The 23,004-nt window shown below is 67.5% G+C and carries 23 protein-coding genes; 15 read left to right on the top strand and 8 right to left on the bottom strand.

Translation table 11 applies throughout. The features are described 5' to 3' along the window. Positions 1 to 176: 176 nt before the first annotated feature. The 10 genes from E3O18_RS10350 to E3O18_RS10310 all read left to right on the top strand — a co-directional run bounded on the left by E3O18_RS10350 (position 177) and on the right by E3O18_RS10310 (position 11,940). The gene (locus E3O18_RS10350) at positions 177 to 1,712 is read left to right on the top strand and encodes a sugar ABC transporter ATP-binding protein (RefSeq protein WP_134395329.1); all 1,536 of its coding nucleotides are present in this window, start codon (positions 177 to 179) and stop codon (positions 1,710 to 1,712) included. Continuing rightward, positions 1,709 to 2,755, top strand: a complete 1,047-nt coding sequence (locus tag E3O18_RS10345) for an ABC transporter permease (protein ID WP_134395328.1) — start codon at positions 1,709 to 1,711, stop codon at positions 2,753 to 2,755. Before E3O18_RS10350 ends, E3O18_RS10345 begins: the two co-directional genes overlap by 4 nt. Next, positions 2,748 to 3,911: an ABC transporter permease gene (locus E3O18_RS10340; protein ID WP_134395327.1), complete on the top strand. Its 1,164-nt coding sequence runs from the start codon at positions 2,748 to 2,750 to the stop codon at positions 3,909 to 3,911. Before E3O18_RS10345 ends, E3O18_RS10340 begins: the two co-directional genes overlap by 8 nt. Positions 3,912 to 3,913: 2 nt before the next feature. Then, positions 3,914 to 4,978, top strand: coding sequence for a rhamnose ABC transporter substrate-binding protein (gene rhaS / locus E3O18_RS10335; RefSeq protein WP_134395326.1), 1,065 nt, complete (start codon positions 3,914 to 3,916; stop codon positions 4,976 to 4,978). Positions 4,979 to 5,101: 123 nt separating this feature from the next. Then, the gene (locus E3O18_RS10330) at positions 5,102 to 6,562 is read left to right on the top strand and encodes an L-fucose/L-arabinose isomerase family protein (protein WP_134395325.1); all 1,461 of its coding nucleotides are present in this window, start codon (positions 5,102 to 5,104) and stop codon (positions 6,560 to 6,562) included. 3 nt (positions 6,563 to 6,565) lie between these two features. Then, positions 6,566 to 6,952 carry an L-rhamnose mutarotase gene (locus E3O18_RS10325; protein ID WP_134395324.1) on the top strand — a complete coding sequence of 129 codons (387 nt, stop codon included), beginning with the start codon at positions 6,566 to 6,568 and terminating at the stop codon, positions 6,950 to 6,952. 7 nt (positions 6,953 to 6,959) lie between these two features. Then, entirely contained in the window at positions 6,960 to 8,126 is a 1,167-nt protein-coding gene (rhaI, locus tag E3O18_RS10320; RefSeq protein WP_134395323.1) for an L-rhamnose isomerase, read from the top strand. A gap of 129 nt (positions 8,127 to 8,255) precedes the next feature. Beyond that, positions 8,256 to 10,292, top strand: a complete 2,037-nt coding sequence (locus E3O18_RS10315; RefSeq protein ID WP_134418050.1) for a bifunctional aldolase/short-chain dehydrogenase — start codon at positions 8,256 to 8,258, stop codon at positions 10,290 to 10,292. Further along, positions 10,289 to 10,432, top strand: a complete 144-nt coding sequence (locus tag E3O18_RS16120) for a hypothetical protein (protein ID WP_166784549.1) — start codon at positions 10,289 to 10,291, stop codon at positions 10,430 to 10,432. Before E3O18_RS10315 ends, E3O18_RS16120 begins: the two co-directional genes overlap by 4 nt. Positions 10,433 to 10,494: 62 nt before the next feature. Next, complete coding sequence (locus E3O18_RS10310; RefSeq protein ID WP_134418069.1) at positions 10,495 to 11,940, top strand: rhamnulokinase family protein; 1,446 nt, start codon at positions 10,495 to 10,497, stop codon at positions 11,938 to 11,940. A gap of 363 nt (positions 11,941 to 12,303) precedes the next feature. Here E3O18_RS10310 and E3O18_RS10305 read toward each other — a convergent pair whose 3' ends face one another. Next, entirely contained in the window at positions 12,304 to 13,194 is an 891-nt protein-coding gene (locus tag E3O18_RS10305) for a hypothetical protein (RefSeq protein ID WP_134418049.1), read from the bottom strand. Positions 13,195 to 13,286: 92 nt separating this feature from the next. Between E3O18_RS10305 and E3O18_RS10300 the strand changes: the two genes are divergently transcribed. The 3 genes from E3O18_RS10300 to E3O18_RS10290 are packed head-to-tail and all read left to right on the top strand — an operon-like array spanning position 13,287 to position 17,099. Beyond that, positions 13,287 to 13,904, top strand: a complete 618-nt coding sequence (locus tag E3O18_RS10300) for a hypothetical protein (protein ID WP_134418047.1) — start codon at positions 13,287 to 13,289, stop codon at positions 13,902 to 13,904. A gap of 47 nt (positions 13,905 to 13,951) precedes the next feature. Beyond that, a complete protein-coding gene (locus E3O18_RS10295) occupies positions 13,952 to 16,834 on the top strand; it encodes a sensor domain-containing phosphodiesterase (protein WP_134418046.1) in 2,883 nt (960 codons plus the stop codon). Continuing rightward, entirely contained in the window at positions 16,809 to 17,099 is a 291-nt protein-coding gene (locus E3O18_RS10290) for a hypothetical protein (RefSeq protein ID WP_134418045.1), read from the top strand. The genes E3O18_RS10295 and E3O18_RS10290 overlap by 26 nt, the downstream gene beginning before the upstream one ends. Positions 17,100 to 17,114: 15 nt before the next feature. Here the strand turns inward: E3O18_RS10290 and E3O18_RS10285 are convergent, their stop codons facing one another. The 4 genes from E3O18_RS10285 to E3O18_RS10270 all read right to left on the bottom strand — a co-directional run bounded on the left by E3O18_RS10285 (position 17,115) and on the right by E3O18_RS10270 (position 19,230). Next, on the bottom strand, positions 17,115 to 17,588 hold the full coding sequence (locus E3O18_RS10285; protein ID WP_104102258.1) for a Dps family protein: 474 nt from the start codon (positions 17,586 to 17,588) through the stop codon (positions 17,115 to 17,117). Positions 17,589 to 17,685: 97 nt separating this feature from the next. Then, a complete protein-coding gene (locus tag E3O18_RS10280; protein WP_134418044.1) occupies positions 17,686 to 18,066 on the bottom strand; it encodes a hypothetical protein in 381 nt (126 codons plus the stop codon). Continuing rightward, positions 18,059 to 18,655 carry an Asp23/Gls24 family envelope stress response protein gene (locus tag E3O18_RS10275; RefSeq protein ID WP_134418043.1) on the bottom strand — a complete coding sequence of 199 codons (597 nt, stop codon included), beginning with the start codon at positions 18,653 to 18,655 and terminating at the stop codon, positions 18,059 to 18,061. The genes E3O18_RS10280 and E3O18_RS10275 overlap by 8 nt, the downstream gene beginning before the upstream one ends. Next, entirely contained in the window at positions 18,652 to 19,230 is a 579-nt protein-coding gene (locus tag E3O18_RS10270) for an RNA polymerase sigma factor (RefSeq protein WP_134395390.1), read from the bottom strand. Before E3O18_RS10270 ends, E3O18_RS10275 begins: the two co-directional genes overlap by 4 nt. 123 nt (positions 19,231 to 19,353) lie before the next feature. On the opposite strand from E3O18_RS10270, the gene E3O18_RS10265 reads away from it, so the two are divergent. Both E3O18_RS10265 and E3O18_RS10260 read left to right on the top strand, forming a co-directional pair. Beyond that, complete coding sequence (locus tag E3O18_RS10265; protein ID WP_134395315.1) at positions 19,354 to 19,545, top strand: hypothetical protein; 192 nt, start codon at positions 19,354 to 19,356, stop codon at positions 19,543 to 19,545. Beyond that, on the top strand, positions 19,542 to 19,715 hold the full coding sequence (locus E3O18_RS10260; protein ID WP_104195005.1) for a CsbD family protein: 174 nt from the start codon (positions 19,542 to 19,544) through the stop codon (positions 19,713 to 19,715). The genes E3O18_RS10265 and E3O18_RS10260 overlap by 4 nt, the downstream gene beginning before the upstream one ends. Positions 19,716 to 19,734: 19 nt before the next feature. Here the strand turns inward: E3O18_RS10260 and E3O18_RS10255 are convergent, their stop codons facing one another. The 3 genes from E3O18_RS10255 to E3O18_RS10245 form a co-directional block, all read right to left on the bottom strand. Beyond that, the gene (locus tag E3O18_RS10255; protein WP_134418042.1) at positions 19,735 to 20,709 is read right to left on the bottom strand and encodes a magnesium transporter CorA family protein; all 975 of its coding nucleotides are present in this window, start codon (positions 20,707 to 20,709) and stop codon (positions 19,735 to 19,737) included. A gap of 36 nt (positions 20,710 to 20,745) precedes the next feature. Beyond that, a complete protein-coding gene (gene gtfA, locus E3O18_RS10250; RefSeq protein WP_134395313.1) occupies positions 20,746 to 22,236 on the bottom strand; it encodes a sucrose phosphorylase in 1,491 nt (496 codons plus the stop codon). Positions 22,237 to 22,372: 136 nt separating this feature from the next. Further along, positions 22,373 to 23,004, bottom strand: a 632-nt coding sequence (locus E3O18_RS10245) for an HNH endonuclease signature motif containing protein (RefSeq protein WP_134418041.1), incomplete at its 5' end; no start/stop codon positions are given.

The following is a 23,004-nucleotide window of genomic DNA, read 5'->3' as shown; positions in this document are numbered from 1 at the left end:
TCACCGCACCGCAGATTGAAACGAATCAATACGCGAGACCCATTCGAGGTCTCGGTTGAATCTCATTGCGGGAATTGCACTTTTTCTGCTGTTGACGGATGCCCCAACCTCACCCTATATTCGCTGATACACGATCTCTGAAACGATTCACCCTCAATGTGGAGGCACTCGACGCCATGCAAACTGAATCCCTGCCCGCAGGCGATCGGCCACCCGAACCTCGCTTGACCCTCTCCGGTGCCGTCAAGGCATTCGGACCGGTCGTCGCCCTCGCAGACGGGAACATCGAAATCCTCCCGGGTGAGATCCACGCCCTGGTCGGGGAGAATGGGGCCGGCAAGTCCACCCTCGTGAAAATCCTGGCCGGGCTCTACCGCCTCGACGCCGGTGAGTTCCAGGTTGAAGGGCAGCCGGTGTCGTTCCGCACCGTGGCCGACAGCAAGGGCGCCGGCATCTCCGTGATCTATCAGGAACCCACCCTGTTCCCCGACCTCACGGTGGCCGAGAACATCTTCATCGGGCGCCAGCCGAAAGGCAGGCTGGGCCTGATCAGTCGGGCCGCCATGCGCACCGCCGCCCGCGACCTGTTCGACCAGCTCGGCGTGCGCATCGACCCCAACCGGGTGGCCGAGGGCCTGTCGATTGCCGACCAGCAGATCATCGAGATCGCCAAGGCCATCTCCCAGGGCGCCATGGTGCTCGTCATGGACGAGCCGACCGCCGCGCTGTCGGGCATCGAGGTGGAGCGCCTGTTCCAAGTTGCCCGCAACCTGCGGGGCCAGGGCGCGGGCATCCTCTTCATCTCGCACCGGTTCGACGAGGTGTTCGCCCTCTGCGACCGCATCACCGTGATGCGGGACGGCCGCTACATCGCGACTCACGTCACCAGCACGGTGACCGTCGACGCGATCGTGCACGAGATGGTGGGACGCGATGTCGGGGCGCTGTTCCCCAAGGAGGTCGCCCCGGTGGGCGACACCGTGCTCTCCGTGAAGGGGCTCGGCCGCGCCGGCCTCTTCGCAGACGTGACCTTCGACGTCAAGGCCGGCGAGGTCGTGGCCCTCGCCGGACTCGTCGGGGCCGGGCGCACGGAGGTCGCCCGGGCCGTCTTCGGCATCGACCCCTACGACCGCGGCACGGTCGAGTTCCTCGGACAGCGCCTCAAAGCGCACAGCCCCAAGGCCGCGATCGACGCCGGCATGGGTTTCGTGCCCGAGGACCGCCGCAAGCAGGGACTCGTGATGGACCTGTCCGTGGGCCGCAACACCGCGCTGACCCTGCGCGACCGGGTCGCCCGCTTCGGCATCATCAACGGCCGCGCCGAACGCGCCGCCGCCGTCGAGTGGAGCCGGCGGCTGCAGGTCAAGACCTCCTCGCAGGAATACGCCGCATCCACCCTCTCCGGCGGAAACCAGCAGAAGGTCGTGCTCGCCAAGTGGTTGGCCACCGACCCGAAGTTTCTGATCGTCGACGAACCCACTCGCGGCATCGATGTAGGTACCAAGAGCGAGGTTCACCGGCTCATCTCCGACCTCGCCAATCGGGGAATCGCCATCCTGATGATCTCGAGCGAACTGCCCGAGGTGCTCGGCATGGCCGACCGGGTGCTCGTCATGCACGAGGGGCGCATCACCGCCGAGCTGAGCCGCGCCGAAGCCACTCCCGAATCGATCATGCACGCGGCCACCGCGTCACTGGAGCGTACACAATGACCACTGCCCCGACCCGGCCGCCCGGCACGGGTGAGCACACCCCCGCCGCGGCGCCGTCCCGACTGGGAGCCCTCCTCCGCCTTCGGGAACTGCCCGTCACCGTGGCGCTGATCGCCCTGGTGATCATCACCACCGTGGTGAACCCGCTATTCCTCAGTCCCCAGGGGGTCAAGGACCTGCTGCTGAACGCGACCATCGTGATCATCCTCGCCGTCGGCCAGGCCCTCGTGATCATCACCCGCAACGTCGACCTCTCGGTCGGCTCCATCCTCGGCCTGGTCGCGTTCGGCACCGGCACCCTCTTCGCGACCGTTCCGGGCCTCCCGATCATCGTCGTGTTCCTGGCCGGGATGCTGCTGGGCGCCGTCCTCGGCGCGATCAACGGCCTCCTGGTGACGGTCGCCAAGGTTCCCGCGCTCGTGATCACCCTCGGCACGCTCTATATCTATCGCGGGCTCAACAACGCCTGGGCCGGCGGCACGCAGTACTTCGCCGGGGACCGGCCCGACGCTTTCGGTTCGCTCTCGGTCGACACCGTGCTCGGCTTTCCGCTGATCACCCTGATCGCCATCGTCGTCGTCGTGATCGTGGCCGTCTACCTGGCGGGCACACGCCCCGGCCGCGACCTCTACGCGATCGGCTCGGACCCGGATGCCGCGACACTGTTCGGCATCCCGGTCAGCCGCCGCGTGTTCCTGGCCTTCCTGACCAACGGGGTGCTCGCCGGCCTCGCCGGGGTGCTCTACGCCAGCCGCTTCAACTCGGTCGGAGCCACCACCGGCAGCGGACTCGAGCTTGCCGTCGTCGCCGCGGCGGTCGTCGGCGGTGTGGCCATCTTCGGCGGCAGTGGCTCGGTCGTCGGCGCGGCCATGGGGGCCTTGCTCCTCACCACCATCACCAGCGCTCTCACGGCCCTGCGGGTCGACAAGTTCTGGCAAGAGGCCATCGTCGGCGTGCTGATCCTCAGCGCCATCATCATCGACCGGATCGCCAGCGTGCGAACGGCCCGCAAGCTCCGAACCAGTGAGGCCCGCAATGTCTGAGCCCAGCTCTTCCGCCATCCGCAGCGCGCCGGTGCCGCCGGCGGACAAGATCTCCTCCCTCGACACCCGGCTCATCGACACCACCAAGACCCTGCCGACCGAGCCGAAGGGCCGCACCGGGGCCGCCCGCATCCTGCTCGGCCGCGACGCGATCATGATCTACCTGCTGCTCGCCTTCGTGCTCTACGCGAGCATCGCGATTCCTCGCTTCGCCTCCCCGGTCACGGTCGGCTTCCTGCTGCTCGACGTGATCCCGGTGCTCCTGATCGCCATGCCGATGACCCTGGTCATCATCACCGGCGAGATCGACCTGTCCGTGGCAAGCATCGCCGGGCTGACCAGCGCGCTGATGGGCGTGCTCTGGGCCTCCGGCCTCGACATCGAGCTGGTCCTGGCGATCAGCCTCTTCGCCGGGGTGGTGGCCGGAGCCTTCAACGGGTTTCTGATCGCGGTGGTCGGGTTGCCGTCGCTGGCGGTCACCATCGGTACCCTTGCGCTCTACCGGGGGCTGGCGCTCGTGGTGATCGGCGACAATGCCGTCGCCAACTTCCCGCCCGAGCTCACGTCCTTCTTCACCTCGAAGATCGGCGGCACGGGCATCCCGACCGTGATGATCGGCGTCGCCGCCGTGGCCCTGTTCTTCGGGGTGTTGCTGCACCTGACCCCGTTCGGTCGCGGCCTTTACGCCCTCGGCTTCAGCGCGGAGGCCGCCACCTTCGTCGGCATCCGGGTGGCACGGGCCAAGTTCTGGCTCTACGTGGGCACCGGGTCAGTGTCGGCGCTCGCCGGGATCTACTGGACCCTGCGTTACTCCAGCGCCCGCAGTGACAACGCCAGCGGCCTCGAGCTCACGGTGATCGCGGCCGTTCTGCTCGGCGGGGTCTCGATCTTCGGCGGCAAGGGGTCGATCCCCGGGGTCATCGCGGGCGTGCTCCTGATCGGCACCATCAACTTCTCCCTTCGGCTCGAGCGGATCTCCGACGTGGTGCTCATCATCGTCACCGGATCCCTTTTGATCGCATCCGTTGTCGCACCGAGTGTTTTCGAGGCGCTCCAACGCTGGCGGCACGGCCGCAGGATGCACAAAACACTTCCCCAGGTACCTGCCTCGGGATCAATCAGCGCCACCGCACCTGGCGTCCAGGAAAGGAAATGACAATGGAGTTCATTCGCAATCACACCCGGAAAGGCGCGGCAGCCCGGCGGCTCGCGACGGTGACCGCGGTCGTCGCCGCCGTCGCACTGCTTGCCGGCTGCGCCTCCGACACCGGGACCGACTCCGCCGGCGGCGGAACCGACGGCGACCTCAGCATCACCTTTATCCCCAAGCAGCTCAACAACCCGTACACCGACGTGGTGCTCGGCGGCGGGGAGGCCGGCGCCGAAGAGGCCGGGTTCGCCGCGACCGAGGTCGTCGGCCCGCTCGAGGCCAGCGCGTCCAGCCAGGTGTCCTTCATCAACGCGGAGACCCAGGCCGGCACGAAAGTCATCGTGATCGCCGCCAACGACCCGGATGCCGTGGGTCCGGCCCTCGAGGAAGCCCGGGCCGCGGGCGCCAAGATCGTCGCCTTCGACTCGGACACCAACCCAAAGTACCGCGACGTGTTCATCAGCCAGGTCGTCGCCAAGGACGTCGCCCTGATCCAGGTCGAGCTGATCGCAGAACAGATCGGCGGCTCCGGTGAAATCGCGATCCTGTCGGCCACCGCGAACGCCACCAACCAGAACGAGTGGATCAAGTTCATGGAGGAGGAGCTCGCCTCCAACCCCGCGTACAAGGACATCACCCTGGTGGCGAAGGTCTACGGCGACGACGACGACACGAAGTCGTTCCAGGAGGCCCAGGGTCTGATGCAGGCCTACCCGAACCTCAAGGGAATCGTCTCGCCGACGACGGTCGGCATCGCCGCCACGGCCCGCTACCTCTCGACCTCGGAGTACAAGGGCAAGGTCGCGCTGACCGGGCTCGGCCTGCCGAACGAGATGCGACCGTTCGTCAAGGACGAAACCGTCACCGCGTTCGCCCTCTGGGACCCGGCCCAGCTCGGCTACGTCGCCGCGTTCGCCGGCAAGGCGCTCGCCGACGGCGACATCACCGGCGCCGAGGGTGACACCTTCGAGGCCGGCGAATTGGGCGAGCGCGAGGTCGGCGCCGACGGCATCGTCATCGTCGGCCCGCCGACGGTCTTCGATGCCGACAACATCGACGAGTACGACTTCTAGGTCGCACGCGCGCCGCACTGAATCGCGGCACCCGGTGGGGCGGATGCCCAGGCATCCGCCCCACCGTCCCTACTCATGCAGTCCCGCGGCGAGCGCCGCGGTGCTCTCCGACAGGAGCCAGCCATGAACGAGAATCTTCGCCGCTCGGCCAGCGAACTGCTGGAGCCGAAGAAACGCAGACCCACCCGGATCGGGTTGGTCTCCGGGGGACTTGGCGCCTACTGGCCACAGTTCCCCGACCTGCTGCCGCAGCTGCAGGCATCCTCCCGCTATGTCACCGAACGCTTCGACCAGCTCGATGCCGAGGTGGTCGACGTCGGGTTCATCTCCGACGCGCAGGAAGCCGGCATTGCCGCCGAGAAGCTGCGGCTGGCCGACTGCGACCTGATCGTGGTGTTCCTCGCCACCTACCTGACCTCGTCGATGGTGCTGCCGATCGCGCAGCGGGCTAAGACGCCCGTGCTGGTGATCGACCTGCAGCCGACCGAGGCCATGGACCATGCCGCCTTCGACACCGGACAGTGGCTCGCCTACTGCGGCCAGTGCCCGGTGCCGGAGGTCGCCAATGTGTTCCGGCGGGCCGGCATCACGTTTCGCTCGGTGTCCGGTTACCTCCGCCAGGAGAGCGCCTGGGACCGCATCATCTCGTGGGTGCACGCGGCCGGCGTGCGCGCCACGCTCCGGACCGCGCGGCACGGCCTGATGGGCCACCTCTACCCGGGCATGCTCGACGTGTCCACCGACCTCAGCAGCGTCTCGACCACCTTCGGCTCGCATGTCGAGGTGCTCGAATTCGACGACCTCCGCGAGCGCGTGAACCAGGTGACGGATACCCAGATCGCCGACCGCATGCTCCTCGCCGAGCAGCTGTTCCAGGTCGACGCCTCCGTCAATGACGAGGACTTCGCCTGGGGCGCGAAGGTCTCCGTGGGCCTCGACCGGCTCGTGGCGGACTTCGACCTCGACTCGCTCGCCTACTACCACCGCGGCCTCGCCGGTGAGCAGCACGAACGGCTGGGCGCCGGCATGATCCTCGGCGCCTCGATCCTGACCGCCCGGGGCATCCCGATGGCCGGGGAATACGAGCTTCGCACCTCGATCGCGATGCTCGCCAGCCACGCGATCGGCGCCGGCGGCTCGTTCACCGAGATCCAGGCGCTCAACTTCTTCGACGGCGTGGTCGAGATGGGCCACGACGGCCCCGCTCACCTGGCGGTCAGCGCCCGGGACCCACTGCTGCGCGGTCTCGGCGTCTACCACGGCAAACGCGGCTGGGGGGTCTCCGTGGAGTTCGACGTCACGGCCGGGCCGGTCACCACCTTCGGCATCGGGCAGGATCCCGACGGCCGCTACGTGTTCATCACCGCCGAGGGCGAGGTCGTTCCCGGGCCGCTGCTCGCCATCGGCAACACGACTTCCCGCGTCGATTTCGGCGGCGACCCCGGAGTCTGGGTGGACGAATGGAGCCAGACCGGCATCGGCCACCACTGGGCTCTCTGCCTCGGGCACCGCGCCGTCGACATCAAGGCCGCCGCTAGCCTGCTCGGCCTGGAACACCGGCACGTCACGCTCGGGGGGCGGTAGTCCGTGCAGCGCGTGTGCTTCCAACTTCAGGTCAAGCCCGACCGGATCGAGGAATATACCCGGCGGCACGCCGCCGTCTGGCCGGAGATGTTGCGGGCCCTGCACGAAACCGGTTGGCAGAACTACTCCCTGTTCCTCCGGCCCGACGGCCTCTTGATCGGGTACTTCGAGACGGAGTCCCTCGCGGCGGCGCAGGCGGGAATGGCGGCCACCGAGGTGAACGCCCGCTGGCAGGCCGAGATGGCTGAGTTCTTCGAGAACCTCGAGGGCGCTCCGGACGAGGACTTCCTTCGGCTTGCCGAGGTGTTCCACCTCGAGGACCGGCTTGACTCGATTGATGCAGTTGAAACGATTCATCTAGAATTCAAACCGACCCCCACAGAGAAGTGACACGACGATGACGACATTCGACTCCATCACCGCCCAGCTCGCGGCGCAGGCCATCGAGCTGCCCTCCTGGGCCTTCGGCAACTCCGGCACCCGGTTCAAGGTGTTCTCCACCCCCGGCACGCCGCGCACCATCCAGGAGAAGATCGCCGACGCCGCCCAGGTGAACGAATACACCGGGCTGGCGCCGACGGTCGCGCTGCACATCCCCTGGGACAAGGTCGACGATTACCCGGCACTGTGCGACTACGCCGGCGAGCGCGGGCTGACGCTCGGAACGGTCAACTCGAACACGTTCCAGGATGACGCCTACAAATTCGGCAGCCTTACCCACACGGATGCCGCGGTGCGCCAGAAGGCCATCGATCACCACTTCGAGTGCATCGACATCATGCACTCAACCGGGTCCGTCGACCTCAAGATCTGGCTCGCCGACGGCACCAACTATCCCGGCCAGGGCGATATCCGCGGCCGTCAGGACCGCCTCGCGGACTCCCTTGCCACGATCTACGCCCGCCTCGGGAAGAGCCAGCGACTCGTGTTGGAGTACAAGTTCTTCGAGCCCGCTTTCTACCACACGGATGTCCCCGACTGGGGAACCAGCTACGCCCAGGTCGCGGCCCTCGGCGACCGGGCACTGGTCTGCCTCGACACCGGCCACCACGCCCCCGGCACCAACATCGAGTTCATCGTCGCGCAGCTGCTCCGCCTCGGAAAGCTCGGCTCCTTCGACTTCAACTCCCGCTTCTACGCCGACGACGACCTGATCGTGGGCGCGGCCGACCCGTTCCAGCTGTTCCGCATCCTCTACGAGGTGATCCGCGGTGGCGGCCTCGGCTCGAACTCGACCGTGGCGTTCATGCTCGACCAGTGCCACAACGTGGAGGACAAGATCCCCGGCCAGATCCGCTCGGTGCTGAACGTGCAGGAGATGACGGCGCGCGCGCTACTCGTCGACCGCGAGGCGCTCACCGCGGCGCAGGAGTCCGGGGACGTGCTCGTCGCCAACGGCCTGCTGATGGACGCCTTCTACACGGATGTCCGCCCCGACCTGGCAGCCTGGCGTGAGTCTCGCGGACTCGCGGCCGACCCCATGGTCGCCTACGCGGCATCCGGTTACCAGCAAACGATCGCGGCCGACCGCGTCGGCGGCATCCAGGCCGGCTGGGGTGCCTAGCCTCGTCCCACAAGCAACTGTTGCCGTTTCGGACAACTGTGGCCGCCACGCCGGCATCAGTTGTCCGAAACGGCGACAGTCGTTGCTCCCAGAGTCTCACCGAACCGATTTTTGAAAGAAAGTGTCGCAATGACAAACCCCACCGCTGCCGAACTCATCGCCCGGTCCAACCGGCTCGGCTCCGACCCTCGCAACACGAATTATGCCGGCGGTAACACCTCCGCCAAGGGCACCGAGATCGACCCCGTCACGGGCGAGAGGATCGAGCTGCTCTGGGTGAAGGGGTCAGGGGGAGACCTGGGCACGCTGACCGAGTCGGGCCTGGCCGTGCTGCGCCTCGACCGGATGCGCGCCCTCGCCGGTGTCTATCCCGGGCTCGACCGGGAGGACGAGATGGTCGCGGCCCTCGACTACACCCTGCACGGCAAGGGCGGCGCGGCCCCCTCCATCGACACGCCCATGCATGGGCTCGTCGATGCGGCGCACGTCGACCACCTGCACCCCGACTCCGGCATCGCGATCGCGACCGCTTCCGACGGCGAGGCTCTCACGTCTACGATCTTCGGCGACCGGGTGGCGTGGGTGCCGTGGCGCCGGCCGGGCTTCCAGCTCGGCCTCGACATCGCGGCGATCAAGGATGCCAACCCGCAGGCCGTCGGCTGCATCCTCGGCGGCCACGGCATCACCGCCTGGGGAGAGACCAGCGATGAGGCCGAGGCCAACTCGCTCTGGATCATCCAGACCGCCGCCGCGTACATCGCCGATCACTCCACGGCCGAGCCTTTCGGCCCGGAACTGGCCGGCTTCACCCCGCTCGCGCCCGAAGAGCGCCGCGCCAGGGCGGCGGCCCTCGCCCCGACGATTCGGGGTCTGGTGTCCACGGATGCCGCCAAGGTCGGCCACTTCACGGATGCCCCCGAGGTGCTCGACTTCCTGTCCCGTGCCGAGCACCCCCGACTGGCGGCCCTCGGCACGAGCTGCCCCGACCACTTTCTCCGCACGAAGGTCAAGCCGCTGCTGCTCGACCTGCCGGCCACGGCATCCGCCGCCGACTCCCTCGCTCGCCTTCTGGAGTTGCACGAGCAGTACCGGACCGACTACCAGGCGTATTACGACCGGAACGCGGCGGCCGAGTCGCCCGCGATCCGCGGCGTGGACCCGCTGATCGTGCTCATCCCGGGCGTCGGCATGTTCAGCTACGGCGCGAACAAGCAGACCGCTCGGGTCGCCGGCGAGTTCTACCTCAATGCCATCAACGTGATGCGCGGCGCCGAAGGGCTCTCCAGCTACGCGCCGATCGACGAGGCCGAGAAGTTCAGGATCGAGTACTGGGCGCTCGAAGAGGCCAAGCTGGCGCGGATGCCCGCGTCCAAGCCGCTCACCGGCCGGGTCGCCCTGGTGACCGGGGCGGCATCCGGCATCGGCAAGGCCATCGCCACCCGCCTCGCGGCGGAGGGCGCCTGCGTCGTGATCGCCGACCTCGACCTTACGAAGGCGCAAGGCGCGGCAGCCGAAATCGGTGGGACGGATGTCGCGATCGGGGTGCAGGCCGACGTCACCGACGAGGGCCAGGTGCAGGCATCCGTCGACGCTGCCCTGCTCGGGTTCGGCGGGCTCGACCTCGTGGTCAACAACGCGGGCCTCTCGCTCTCGAAGTCGCTGTTGGAGACCACCGTCGCCGACTGGGACCTGCAGCACAACGTGATGGCCAGGGGGTCCTTCCTCGTTTCCCGGGCGGCGGCCCGCGTGCTGATCGACCAGAAGCTCGGCGGCGACATCGTTTATATCTCCTCGAAGAACTCGGTCTTTGCCGGCCCGAACAACATCGCCTACTCCGCGACCAAGGCCGACCAGGCGCACCAGGTGCGGCTGCTGGCGGCCGAGCTCGGCGAGTACGGCGTGAAGGTCAACGGCATCAACCCAGACGGGGTCGTCCGCGGCTCGGGCATCTTCGCCGGCGGCTGGGGCGCCAAGCGCGCCGCCGTCTACGGCGTACCGGAGGAGGAGCTCGGCACGTACTACGCGCAGCGCACGCTGCTCAAGCGCGAGGTGCTGCCCGAGAACGTCGCCAACGCGGTTTTCGTGCTCTGCACGAGCGACCTCAGCCACACAACCGGACTGCACATCCCGGTCGACGCCGGCGTCGCCGCCGCCTTCCTGCGATGAGCACCGCCGAGCCCGACCCTTCCGGTCGAGCCCTACCGTTGCGCCTGGCCAACTCGACCGCATCCGTCGAACTCGGCGAACTCGTCGAACTCGGCCGGGCCGGCGCCGGCCTGCCGAGAGCAGGGCTCAACTCGTGGTGAGATCATGGTACAGCGCGGGCACGGTCGCCGCGATCGACCTCGGCGCATCGAGCGGCCGGGTCATGCTCGGCCGTGTCGGCCACAACGAGCTGCGCCTGCGGCCGGTGGCACGCTTTCCGAACAACCCGGTCCGCACCATCGACGGGCTGCACTGGAACATTCTCGAGCTCTACCGCAACGTGCTCGTCGGCCTCCACGCCGCCGTTCGGGAGGAGCCGAGGCTGATCAGCGCGGGGATCGATTCCTGGGCGGTTGATTACGCGCTCCTGCGCGGCCGGCGGATGCTTGGCAACCCTTACCATTACCGCGACGAACGCACCGGGGGAGGAGTGCACGCTACCCACGACCTCGTCGCTCCGGCCGACCTCTACGCCGGCAACGGCCTCCAATTCCTGCCGTTCAACACGCTCTACCAGCTCGCCGCCGACCGTCTGGCCGGCAGCCTCGACGACGTCGACACGATGCTGCTGATCCCGGACCTGCTCGGCTTCTGGCTGACGGGGGAGCAGGTCGCCGAGCGCACGAACGCGTCGACGACCGGGCTGCTGCGGATCGGGGGTGGGTCGCGCGCAGCGGCCGGGCGAACCGTCGCGGCAGCTGCCATCTCGGCGGCCACGGTAACGGCCGCCTCGGCCGCCGCGGACTGGGACGATGCTCTCATCGAGCGGCTGGGCCTGCCCCGGTCGATCTTCCCCCGACTGGTCAGCGCGGGGGAGCGGATCGGGTCCCTGCTGCCCGATGTCGCTGCCGAGATCGGATCGGCCACGCGCCTGGATCTCCTCGCCGTCGGGTCGCACGACACAGCATCCGCCATCGTGGCCGTGCCCATGACCGGCGACACTGACGCCTTCATCTCCTCGGGCACCTGGTCGCTCGTCGGAGTCGAACTGGCCTCGCCGGTGCTGACCGAGGCGAGCCGCGCCGCCAACTTCACCAACGAGGGCGGCGTCGACGGCCGGGTGCGCTACCTGCGCAATGTCATGGGTTTGTGGCTGCTCAGCGAGTCGCTGCGCACCTGGGAGGCGCAGGGCAGCACGTTCGAGCTGCCGTTCCTGCTGGCCCAGGCCGCGCAGGTGACCGGCCCGGTCACGGTCTTCGCCGTGGACGACCCCCGTTTCCTGGCACCCGGAGACATGCCGGCGCGCATCCGTTCCTACTGCGCCGAGCACGGCTTGCCGGTGCCGGGCACCCCGGTCGAACTCGTGCGCAGCATCGTCGAGAGCCTCGCGGCTGCCTATGCCGAGACCCTCCGGGCCGCGAGCGAGCTGTCGGGAATGAGTATCCGTGCGGTGCATATCGTCGGCGGTGGGTCGCAGAACGACCTGCTCTGCCAACTCACCGCGAACCGAACGGGGCTGACCGTGCTGGCCGGCCCCGTCGAGGCCACCGCGATCGGGAACGTGCTCGTGCAGGCCCGTGCCCAGGGTCTTGTGACCGGAAGCCTCGACAGCCTGCGCGCCCTGGTCGCCCAGGCGTATGCCCCGCGGCGCTACCGGCCCGCGGCCTGACGTGTGCCGGTGCTGCCTGCCCCGGGGCGGAGCCGCCCCGACTGCCCGCCGCGGTCGAGAAGGGGCCAGGGTGGATGGCGCACAGGGGCGCCTATGTCCCGGGCCCCGGGGTGTCGGTGCGCGAGGTACGCGTCGCTGAACGCCCAAATTCAGTCGTCGTCACGGTGAACGATGATCGTCGTCCTGTGCCCGGGAATTGTGTCGCCGGTGAGCACCGACCCGTACGGTCCGTCAGCGGGCAGCGGCAACCACACGGAATCCGCGGCGTGCTCCGGCGTGAGCCGAGCGAACCGTTCACTCGCCGCGCTGAGGTCCGCGTGGTGATGCGTGATCAGGATCGGCTCGATCGCGCGAGGTGGCCGCTCAGGCCCAGAGGCCGATGCTGAGCTGGAGGTGCGCGTCGCTGCCGAGCACCGCCTGCCCCATCGGGGCGATGGGAACCGGCAGTTGCCATTGCCCCTCGCTGGACTTGCCCGGTGCCCAGTCGAGCTGGTGGGGCAGCTCTGCCTGTTCGGCGATTCGACCGGCGAGGGTGCTATTCCACTCCCAGGTCACGCTTCTGGCCGCGCCCTTGTCGTTCACCTCGACGTCGACGATGAGCGTGTCCTGCCAGTCCGCGATCGGCTCAAGGTGTGCCCCGAAACCGAGGATGCCGCCCGTCTCCTTGAGTGAGATGACCTTGAGGTCGAGGGCGTAGCGGCACTTACGCACGTTCTTCGGCTGCAGGAAGATTGTCATCAGCGGGACCGGTGACAGCGGCCCGGCGATGCCCTTCTTCGTGGCGTTCAGATCGATCGGGCAATAATGATCGGCCGTCTGCTCATGAATACGCGCAGGCACGCCACGGATGGCCAGCCTCGCCTCGCCCTGCCAGATGCGGTCCTTGCGATCGAGCTCCACCCCGTGCAGGGCGACCTCCACCCGCAACCCGCCGAATAGGAAGCGGGAAAGGTTCTGGTACGTTTCCTCGGAGTTGACCAAGCCGTATCGACCCGAGTGGGAGCGATGGATGTAGGCCCGCCCGCCCCCGTAAACGTAGGCGTTGCGGATCGCGACGAGACCATCGCTCTGCACGCCCATGACCGCGGACGACAGCCCGGCGGCCACGGAATAGTCCCGCGAATTCGTGCCGACGATGCTGAGGATGCGGGAGGGAGGGAAGGAGCCCACCATGCGCCGGGGGTCCCACCGGCCCGTTTTCGGGTCGGTTTCCCGGGCAGGGTCGTGGGTGGCCGGCAGCATGTACTCCTGCATCTGCCGGGGGAGAAGATATCGCTCCCCAGCGGCACGAACCGGTCCATGAGCCAGCCCCCGATCGGGCCGCCGAGCTCGGGGGAGATTCCTCCATGCGGGGTCCCGATCGTGCAGAGTTTCGACACCGCTTCGGCGGGGTCGGCCAGTTCGCGCTGCAGGACGGTGCGGCAGATCAGCCCGCTCATGGAGTGGGCCACGAGGTAGACAGGTGGTTCGCCGCGCGTCTTGGCACGCACCAGATCGATGAAATCGACGAGACCCCTGGCCGCGCGGCCGATGTCAAACGATTGCGGCTCGACCCCGAATGTGCCCGATGCGGTGTCGTAGAACCGGTGGATCCAGACGGAGTCCGGTTCCAGCGTGCCGGGATCGGCATTGATCAGGACGTTCTGCTGGCTGCCGGCCACTTCGATCCGGTACTGCTGGTCCTTGACAAGTCGCAGCAGCGGACCCTCGTATCGATAGAATCGGGGCTGCCCGCTGGCCCCCACCCGCACATGAGTCGAGCCCTCGTTGAAACCGTAAAACGGGTCATCCGCCGCATCGTCCATGGCATTCTGGCCGCCGGCAAAGCCCCGCACATAAATGATGGGGTAGCGTTCGCTCATCGCGTCTCCATTCGCAGGTCACGTGTCACGGCAGGAGTCACGGTGACACGACTGGACGTGTTCGGCAAGCGGGTGGCGGTCCTGAACCGATCTCCCCGCTAACCCCGCACCGAAACCCGTCGATAGAGAAAACTGAGAGGTGCGACACGATGGATGCAGAGCCGCGCGAGACCGCGAGCACGACGATCGGACTGCTTCTGCGCCATGTCCGTGAGCGCGGTGGGGAGGGAGCCGTCACCGAGGTGCTCGCCCGGGCGGGCGTGCAGCACGATGCAAAGACTCTCCTGAACACGTCCGCGTGGGTCAGCTACGCCACCCGCATCCGGCTGTTCGAGGCCGCAACCGCGGTGCTCGGTGACCCGAACACCATGTTCACCGTGGGCACCGGTGCGGTCCGCGGTGACGTCCAGCCGGTGCTGGTGCAGCTCTTGAGTGTGTTCGCCTCACCCGGAGCAATTTTTCGCCAGCTGCCACGCATGGTGCCGAAGTTCACCACAACGTCGACGATGGATGCAGTGCGGGTCGGAAAGACCAGCGCGACCGTGCGCTATCGCCTCCACGACGGCTATCGTCCATCTCGACTCGACTGCCAATACGCCCAGGGACTGTTTTCGTCCGTTCCGGTCATCTTCGGCCTCGCCCTTGCCCACATCAGCCACCCGCAGTGCCAGTCGGACGGCTACCCGGCGTGCGAATACGTGCTGACCTGGTCAACGCGGGTGCGTTGGTGGTCGTGGCGCACGCGGAGTCGCTGGGTCGACGCATCCCTCGGCGTACTGCGCGACAAGGTGCGGGAGGTGCAACTGGCCGCGGCTGACCTCGTTAGCAGCGACGATGTCGATGAGGTGCTCGCCCGAATCGTCGATCGCGCCGCCTCCGCCGTGCTCGCGCCATCGTACCTCCTCATCGTCGAACCTGCCGGGGGCGGCGCGCCGCTGGTCCGCCACCGAGGGCTTGGCGACGAACGTGGCGCCGATCTCGTGGCACGGATGCTGCGCGGCGAGCAACTGGGCGAGCGCGCGCTGGTCGTCGACATCGCCTCCAATCGCAGGATCCACGGGCATCTGGCCGCCGTGTTCACGGAAGGACACACCGCGATGCTAGGAGATCGGGCCCTGCTCGAGGCCTACGCCGGACACGCGGCCGCGGCCCTGGACCTGTTCACGGCGCTCGAGGAATCCCGCCGGGAGGGAGTTCGCACGGCCGCACTGCTCAACCTCGCCCACCAACTGGCGATCAGCGACAGCGTCGAGGCGATCGCGGAAGTCATCGCGTCGGCACTGGCGGCGATCGTCGGCAGTGACGCGGCATCCGTTCTCCTCTGGGACGCCGACCTTGGTGAGCTTCGCCCTGCCTCAGCCGTCGGTTTCGAGCCTGCTGATCGCGAATTCTTCATGCGTACGACGCTGACTGTGGAGCAGACGCCGGAGCTTCTCGGCCTTCTCAGGCGGCAGGAACGCGTTCTGATCACGGCTGACGACGCCAGCCCGGCCCTGGCGGAGCTGCTCCGTGCCATCGGTTCACACAACGTTGTCGCCGTCCCCCTTCTCGCCGGGGATATGTTGATGGGCGTCGCGACGGCCAGCTGGGTTGCCCCTGTCGCGGCCGAGGTCCTGGCGGAGGCCATCACCCTGATCGAAGGTGTCAGCCACCAGGGAGAAACGGCCATGCAAAGGGCCCGGCTGCTTGAGACTGTGAGGCACCAATCCCAGCACGATGCCCTGACGGGCTTGCCCAACCGAGCGCTGTTCGCGCTGCTGCTCGACACCGCGCTGGCAGAGTGCCAGCCTCACAGCCGAACGGCGGTGCTGTTCTGCGACCTCGACAACTTCAAACGCGTCAATGACCGGCTGGGCCATCGCGTCGGGGACGAGCTGCTGCGGCAGGTCGCGGCTCGCCTGCGCGCCGAGGTTCGAACCAATGACATTGTCGGCCGCCTCGGTGGCGACGAGTTCGCGGTGCTGGTCACCGATCTCGACGGCGAAGATTCGGCCATCGAGCTGGCCCACCGAGTGGTCGGCTGCCTGAATCCGCCTTTCCACCTGGCCGGCCAGCACGTGCGCATCTCCGCCAGTGTGGGTGTTGCCTCGCACAGTGGACAGGGGGGTCGCGGCGAGCAGCTCCTCGACGCGGCCGACGCCGGGATGTACGACGCAAAGAGAACGGGACGGAATCAGATCGCCGTCGCCCGCACCGAGGTGCCGGGTAGTGCATCATCGAACCTGGAATCACCGGGGGACACCGACACGTCACTGCTGGTCGAGCTGGCCCGTGCCGTCGAGGCAAACGAGATGAGGCTCTACTACCAACCTGTCGTGGACATCTCCCGTTTCGGCGAGGAGACGGTGGTGGGCGCGGAAGCCCTCATCCGCTGGGCGCACCCGCGACTGGGCGTTTTGGCCCCGGGCGCGTTCCTGCCGCTGGCGCAGGAACGCGGCCTCATCACCGAGATGGACCTGTGGGTGATCGCGACCGCGTGCCGGGACGTGGTCGAGTGGCCGCAGCTGGGCGCTCGTCCTCTGGGCGTCGCGGTCAACCTCGACGCCGCCACCCTTCTGGATCGTAGGCTCGTGTCGACGGTTCGCACGGCTCTCAACCGCAACGACCTCGCACCGGAGCGACTCACCCTCGAGGTGGTGGAGAGCAGATCTCTGGTCGACCTCCCCGGCATCGTCGAGCGCCTGGTGGAACTGCGCCGCCTGGGCATCCGCATTTCCCTGGACGATTTCGGCACCGGCTTCTCGACCCTGGCCTGGCTCAACACCCTTCCCGTCGACCAGATCAAGATCGACCGCAGCTTCATTCAGGATCTTCCCGACGCCTCTTCCGTCTCCCTCGTGCAGGGAATCCTGGCGCTGGCGTCGAAGCTCGACGTGGAGGTGATCGCCGAGGGGGTGGAGACCACGGAACAGCTCGATAGTCTCCGCACCAGCGGCGCCGTGCTCGCCCAGGGCTACCTGTTGGGCCGCCCGAGCGCGACCTGGGACCCGATGGCTGGAAGCGCGGTTGCGGCGGCCCGACGCGGGGCATAGCGCACGAATCGAGGCGTGCTCGCCTCAGCGCGGCCTGGCCGCCGTCGGCCGGCAGGACGGCCAACTGGTTCAGTCGTTCGGGGACACATCGCTCGCGATGACCCCGGCACCCTCGATGATGCCGCTCTTCCCAGAGCGCGAATTCGATGCCTGCAGCAGGGCGGCCGACGCGGCCCTGCTCTGGTGGGTCGAATTCAGCGTTGGAGAACAGCAGGCGCTCGTCGGCCAGGTGATCGATCGGATCGGCCGTGCTCTGGGCGGCTGAATGCAGTGGGCAGGCTCAGGCCAGCATGCTGCGCAGCATCCACGCCGTCTTTTCGTGCACGTCGAGGCGACGCACGAGCAGATCGGTGGAGACCTGGTCGGGAGCACCCTCGGCGAGGGGCAGTACCTCCCGGATGGTGCGGGCCGTGGCCTCGTGGGCGGCGACCAGGCGACGGAGCATCTCCGGGGCATCCGGCAGGTCGGTGTCCTCGCGCACGACGGCGAGCTCGGTGAACTCACGGTAGGTGCCCGGCGCCGGGGTGCCCAGTGCACGGATGCGCTCGGCGATGTCGTCGACGGCCAGCGCCAGCTCGGTGTACTCGTCCATGAACATGGTGTGCAGAGAGTGGAACATGGGGCCAACGACGTTCCAGTGGTAGCTGTGAGTCTTGAGGTACAGGGTGTACGAGTCCGCCAGCACCCGGGACAGGCCGTGAACGATCTTTTCGAGCTGCTGATCCGGGATACCGATGTCGATTATCTGACTCACTGGTGACTCCTTAGGTCGTGTGGGTATTCACGCTACACACCCGGGGTGTGACGCCCCCGTGAGGACCGGCGGCCAACCGCAGTGACCGCGAAACAGGTCAGTCGATCCGGGCCACGGTGACCGCGATCTCGGTCACGGCCGGGTTGCCGTTCTGGTCGAGCTGATCCGTGATCGCATTGTGCACGCGGCGGCTCACGTCGGTGGCCGCGAAGGGTGCGGCGACGCCGATCTTGACCGCGATCTTCAGGCCGCCCCTTTTCTCGGAGACGGAGACGGAGCTGGTCGATTGCGGCTTGCCGGTCACGGCTTCGACGGTGGTGGCGATCACCGAGGCGACCACGGTTGCCACGAGCGGGGCTGCCGAATACACCACATCCACGCCGGGGACTGCCAGTACCGCCTCGTCGAGTTGAGCGGTCAGCTGGGCCGGCGTCCCGGGGTCGGGCGCCGGCGCTTCAGGTGCAAGGGCGTCACTCATCGCTGCTCGCTTTCGCCGGCGGTGGTACGGGTTGGTACAGGTCGCCGATGGTGATGTCGACGGCCTCGACGGCGAGTTCCGTGTGCTGGCGAAGTGCGGTGTAAAGCGCCTCCCGGAGCTGCTCGGCGAGCGGTGGGATGTTCCTGCCCTCCAGAACCGTGGCATCTACGCGCACGGTGACGGGTGCGCCGGGCTCGCTGACCTCGCCGTCGAGGCGGCACCGGCCGACGATGATGTTCGGCACGCCGTCACCGGCGGCACGCAGAATGCCGCGCACCGCACCTTCGGTCACGCTCAGGCGAGCGGTGGGGGAGGGGTGGCTGATCGGGATGTCCCGGCCCGCGCGCGCCTCCAGATTGATGTGCTGCAGAATCGAGTTGACCCAGCTGTCCTCGCGTTCGGCTTCGCGCTCCACGTCCTTCCGGAACAGGGCACGCTGCGTGCGCCGGAGCCGCTGCATGCCGCGAAGGGCGATCTTGCACTCGGGGGAGCCGTCGATGCTCGGGACAGCCGGGGTGCGGTCCCGGTCGAGGTAGTCGCTCAGCTCTTCGAAGGTGTGGCCCGCGAGCTCGTCGGAGAGGTTCATCATCGCCATTCCTCCATCTCTTGGAGCAGAGTCTTCCGAGCTCGGGCGAGAAGCCCACGAACCGTTGAAACGGGAAGGTCCAGTTCCTCCGCGATCTCGCCGTAGCTGCATTCCGCGAGTTCCCGCAGCATCCAGCAGCGGCGCTGGTCCTCCGGCAGATCGCCGAGGACACGCGTCAGGGCCTCGGTTTGAGACTCCGCCTCTACCAGTCTATGGGGGGAGTGCCTCTCCGGTGCCGGGGCGTCGGTGAGATCGATGTTGAGGTGCGGACGCCGGGCACGCAGCCGGTCGACGCTTTTCCGGCTCACGATCCGCATCAACCAGCTCCTGACGGCGGCGCCGTTGTCGAGGGTGGGCAGCTGCTGCCAGGCGGTGATGAATGACTCCTGAACGACGTCGTCCATCTCGTCACTTGATCCGAGGACCCGGCTGGCATACACCCGCATCAGCGGGCCGTAGCGACGCACGAGTACCTCAAACGCCCGAATGTCCCCGTCGGCGGCGCGATCGGCCAGGGTCTGGTCGGTGAATGACTCAAGCGGAGATGCGAGCGGTGCCCGGGTCGGGGTCGTTGTCATCATTCCTCCACCCTTTCACCCGCCGTGTCCAAAAGTTATTTGACAAATCCGTGTGACAAATGTGCCACAACCCACGTCGTATTACTGACAGCCTTTGTCAGCCGCAGACCGGAAGGACTCCCGATGTTCCACTCACCCGCCGTCGACGACAGCATATCCGCCGGCGCCGTTATGCCCACGTTCGATGCGTTGCTCGTCGGTCCGGCCGATGATGATGGTGACGCCGGGGACTCGACGGCTGCGACCGCATACGTCTGGGGCACACGCGCCTGGCTGCCACCGACGCAACACCACTGGAAAAAGAAGACGCTATGAGTGCATCCGACAAGATCGAGAACGCCGCCCAAGACCTCAAGGGCAAGGCCACTGAGGCCGTGGGCAAGGCCACCAAGGATGATTCCAAGGTTGCCGACGGCAAGGCAGAGCAGTCTTCGGCGAGTGTGAAGAAGGCTGGCGAAAACGTCAAGGACGCGTTCAAGCACTGAGTTCTTCACGCAAAGAGCGTCATATCCAGTCGTTGCGCTTGAACAGCACGTAGAGCAGCGTCGATAGCCCCACGATCAGCGCGGCAGAGCTGTAATAGCCCAACGGCTGGGCGAAGCCGGGGTAGGGCACGTTCTGGCCGTAGAAGCCCGTGATGGCTGTGGGCACGGCGATGATGGCCGCATAACCGGTCACCTTCTTCGTGATCACGTTGAGCCGGTTGCCCTGAATCGCCAGATTCGCCTCAAGGATGGCGGTGGCCTGGTCACGCAGGCTCTCCGTCCATTCCATGACGCGCAGCACATGGTCGTACACGTCTTGGAAATACGGACCCATCTCGTCCCGCAACAGGTGCAGATCGCGCCGCAGCAGCGTGTTCACGACCTCGCGCATGGGAAGGATGACCCGGCGTAACGTCAGGAGACTCTTGCGCAGTTCGAAGGAGGCCCGCTGCACCGCTTCCTGCTTGGTTCCCGGCAGGAAGAGTTGGTCCTCGAGTTCTTCGATTTGGTCGTCCAGTGCTTCGACGGCGTCGAAATAGCCGTCGACGAGGTGGTCGAGCAGGCCGTGCAGGAGGAAGGCCACTCCGTTCCGGGCCAGATCGGACGCCGAATCCCAGCGGGCCACGACGGCCTCCAGGTCGAAGGCTCCAGTGTGCACGGTCACCAGGGCCCGGTCGGTGATGAACGCCGCGATCTCGTGCGTGGTGACCTGAGCGGTCGCCACACCGAATTCGGCCGAGTACGCGGACAGGAACAGGTGGTCAGGGTAGCGGTCGAGCTTGGGTCTCTGTTGCAGCGTCAGGGCGTCTTCGACCGCCAGTTCGTGCAGGCCCAGCTCGCCCGCGAGGTGGGCGAGATCTTCTTCGCCGGGATCGGCGAGGTCCACCCAGACGACGGCGCCGGACAGGGCGAGGTGCTCAGACACCTCGCTGAGCGGGAAATCCTCGTCGACGAGAGAGCCGTCGCGGTAGCAGCGGGTACGGGGTGTGGGCACACTCCAGTCAAGCCCGATCTCGACCGATCTAATAGGTCAGCGCGCGGGGGGCTCCCAGGCGGCGATGGATGTGACGGTGTCGAGCACCTGCGTGCGTCCGGCATCCGTCAGCTCGATGCGGAGGCTCGGTGAGTCCAGCGTCATCGCCACGGTGAGTCGCGCGACGGCGTCCGCACCGGTCCAGAGGAGTTCGAGTCGGTCGTCACCGATGGCCGTCCAGGAGAAGTCGCCGTCGAAGGCCGGGTGCGTGCTGCGGATGCGGGTCAGGCCGAGCTGGGCCCGGGTCACGTCGGTCGCGAGGGCCCGTTCGACCTCCTCCGCCGTGTAAACGTGGCGGTTGACGTCGCGGCCGTTGCCGGTGCGCTCGAAGAGTTCCGTGTCGTCGAGGCCGCCGAGCAGTCCCACGTAGTACACCTGCGGTCGGCCGGGCAGGAAGTGCTGCACGGCGCGGGCCAGAAGATAGGGCACTTCCTCGCCGCCGAGGACGCTGTAGAACGTCGCGTTGATCTGGTGCGGCAGCGTGAACCACTCGGGCACGACGGATGCGATGGAGGAGTGGCCGTGTGTGGCACGCTCCGCCCGCGCGAAGATGTCGATCATCTCGGCCTGGGTCAGCAGGCCCGGCTTGTCGCCGATCGGCCCCGCGTCGATTATGCCGATACCGTCGTGAGTGTCGAGCACGGTGATGGCGTTCGCGGGGCGGATCTTGAACCAGTCGGCGAGGCGGTCAACGGTTCCGGTGCCGAGCGAATGAAGAAGCAGAGGCGCCAGCGCGAAGTCGTAGACGCGGTCGACCAGCGGGGCGATCGCGAGCTGCTGGCTGTAATGCGCGTGCACCTCGACCAGCACCTCGAGGCTCTCCTCGTGGGCCATGGCCACGACCGTGCGGGCGAACTCGAGGGTCTGCTCGGTCATGAAGCTATCGGTTCCGGGGGTCTTCACGGCGTAGCCGACGGCGTCGAGGCGCACCGTTGTGACGCCGCCGGCGGCCAGCGTCTGCAACACCCGACGCAGATAGGCGAGGGCCGCGGGGTGGTTCACGTCCAGGTCGACCTGGGTGGGCATGAAGGTCGTCCAGACGAGGTGACGGCTACCGTCGGCGCCCTGGAAGGCGGTGAAGGGGAGTCCGGGTCGCGGCCGGTAGAACGCCGTGATGTCCTTCTCGGTGCCGCCGTTCGGGAACACGGTGTCGAAGGTGAGGAACATGCCCTCGGAGGTGGAGGCGGTGCCGTGGGCCAGCCAGTCGATGAACTCGACCGACGAGGAGGAGACGTGGTTGACGATGAGGTCCGCGGTGAGCCCGCGCGTGCCGGCGAGGCTGCGCATGTCGTCCCAGGTGCCCAGGCGGGCATCGACCGCGGCGTGGTCGATCGGGTCGAAGCCGGCATCCGCGCCGTCGAAGGGAACGTAGAACGGCAGCACGTGCACGCTGCCGAAGGCCCTCAGCGGGCCGTCGAGGAGCGCCTGCAGATTGTGGATGGTGCCGCCCAGGCGGTCGGCGTAGACGAGCAGCTCGATTGTGGTCATGTTCAACTCCGGTTCGACTCGGCGCGGCAACGAACAGCACCGATTCAGAAGTTACGGCACCCGGTGGACCAGAGCAATTCCGGTGGCGGTCCTGGGGCCGCCGAGCTTTCGGTGGTCGAGCCTGTCGAGAACACGGTCATTCCTCGTCCCCAGTGACGGTCTTCCGTTCGGCCGCGTCGGTCATCCGGGTGCGCGATGTGGTGGCGTTTCGCCGGGTGCGGGGCCCGGTCTCGAGCCAGGGTGGTGCCATGATCTGCGCGGCGCCGTGCAGCATCCGGATCACNCAGCAGAGCAGCACCCCGTTGTCGGTGTGCGTCGGTCCGCTCTCGGAGTGCGGGATCGCGTGGTGGATCTCGGCCATCCCGGCCGGGATTTTGCAGCCCGGGATGATGCAGGCGCCGTCGCGGAGTTGGATCGTCCGGCGTTGCGCGGCGGTGAAGCACCGTTCGGGTGAGCCGAGGGCGATGATGCGGCCCTCGTCGGTGATGACGACTTTCTGTTGTCCGCCGGTGCTGATCAGGTCTGTGACGGCGCTGATCGAGATCGGGGTGTCGACGCCGCCGATGGTCGGGGCCTCCCCGGCCCGGGAGGCAACGTCGAGGATCACGGCGAGCACGTCGTGGCGCCGCTGGTCGGGCGTACGGTCGTCGCGTTCGAGCGGCGCCTGCTCCCGCTCGGCGTCGGCTTCTTCCGCGGTGTGGAAGGCGACCGGGGCGCTCTTCGGCGACAGGTACGCGTCGAAGAGGCGGCGGAGCCTGCCCGCGATCT

Source organism: Cryobacterium sp. TMT2-42-4, assembly GCF_004402645.1.
GTDB classification, from domain to species: domain Bacteria; phylum Actinomycetota; class Actinomycetes; order Actinomycetales; family Microbacteriaceae; genus Cryobacterium; species Cryobacterium sandaracinum.
This window is presented reverse-complemented; position numbering and strand designations above follow the sequence as displayed.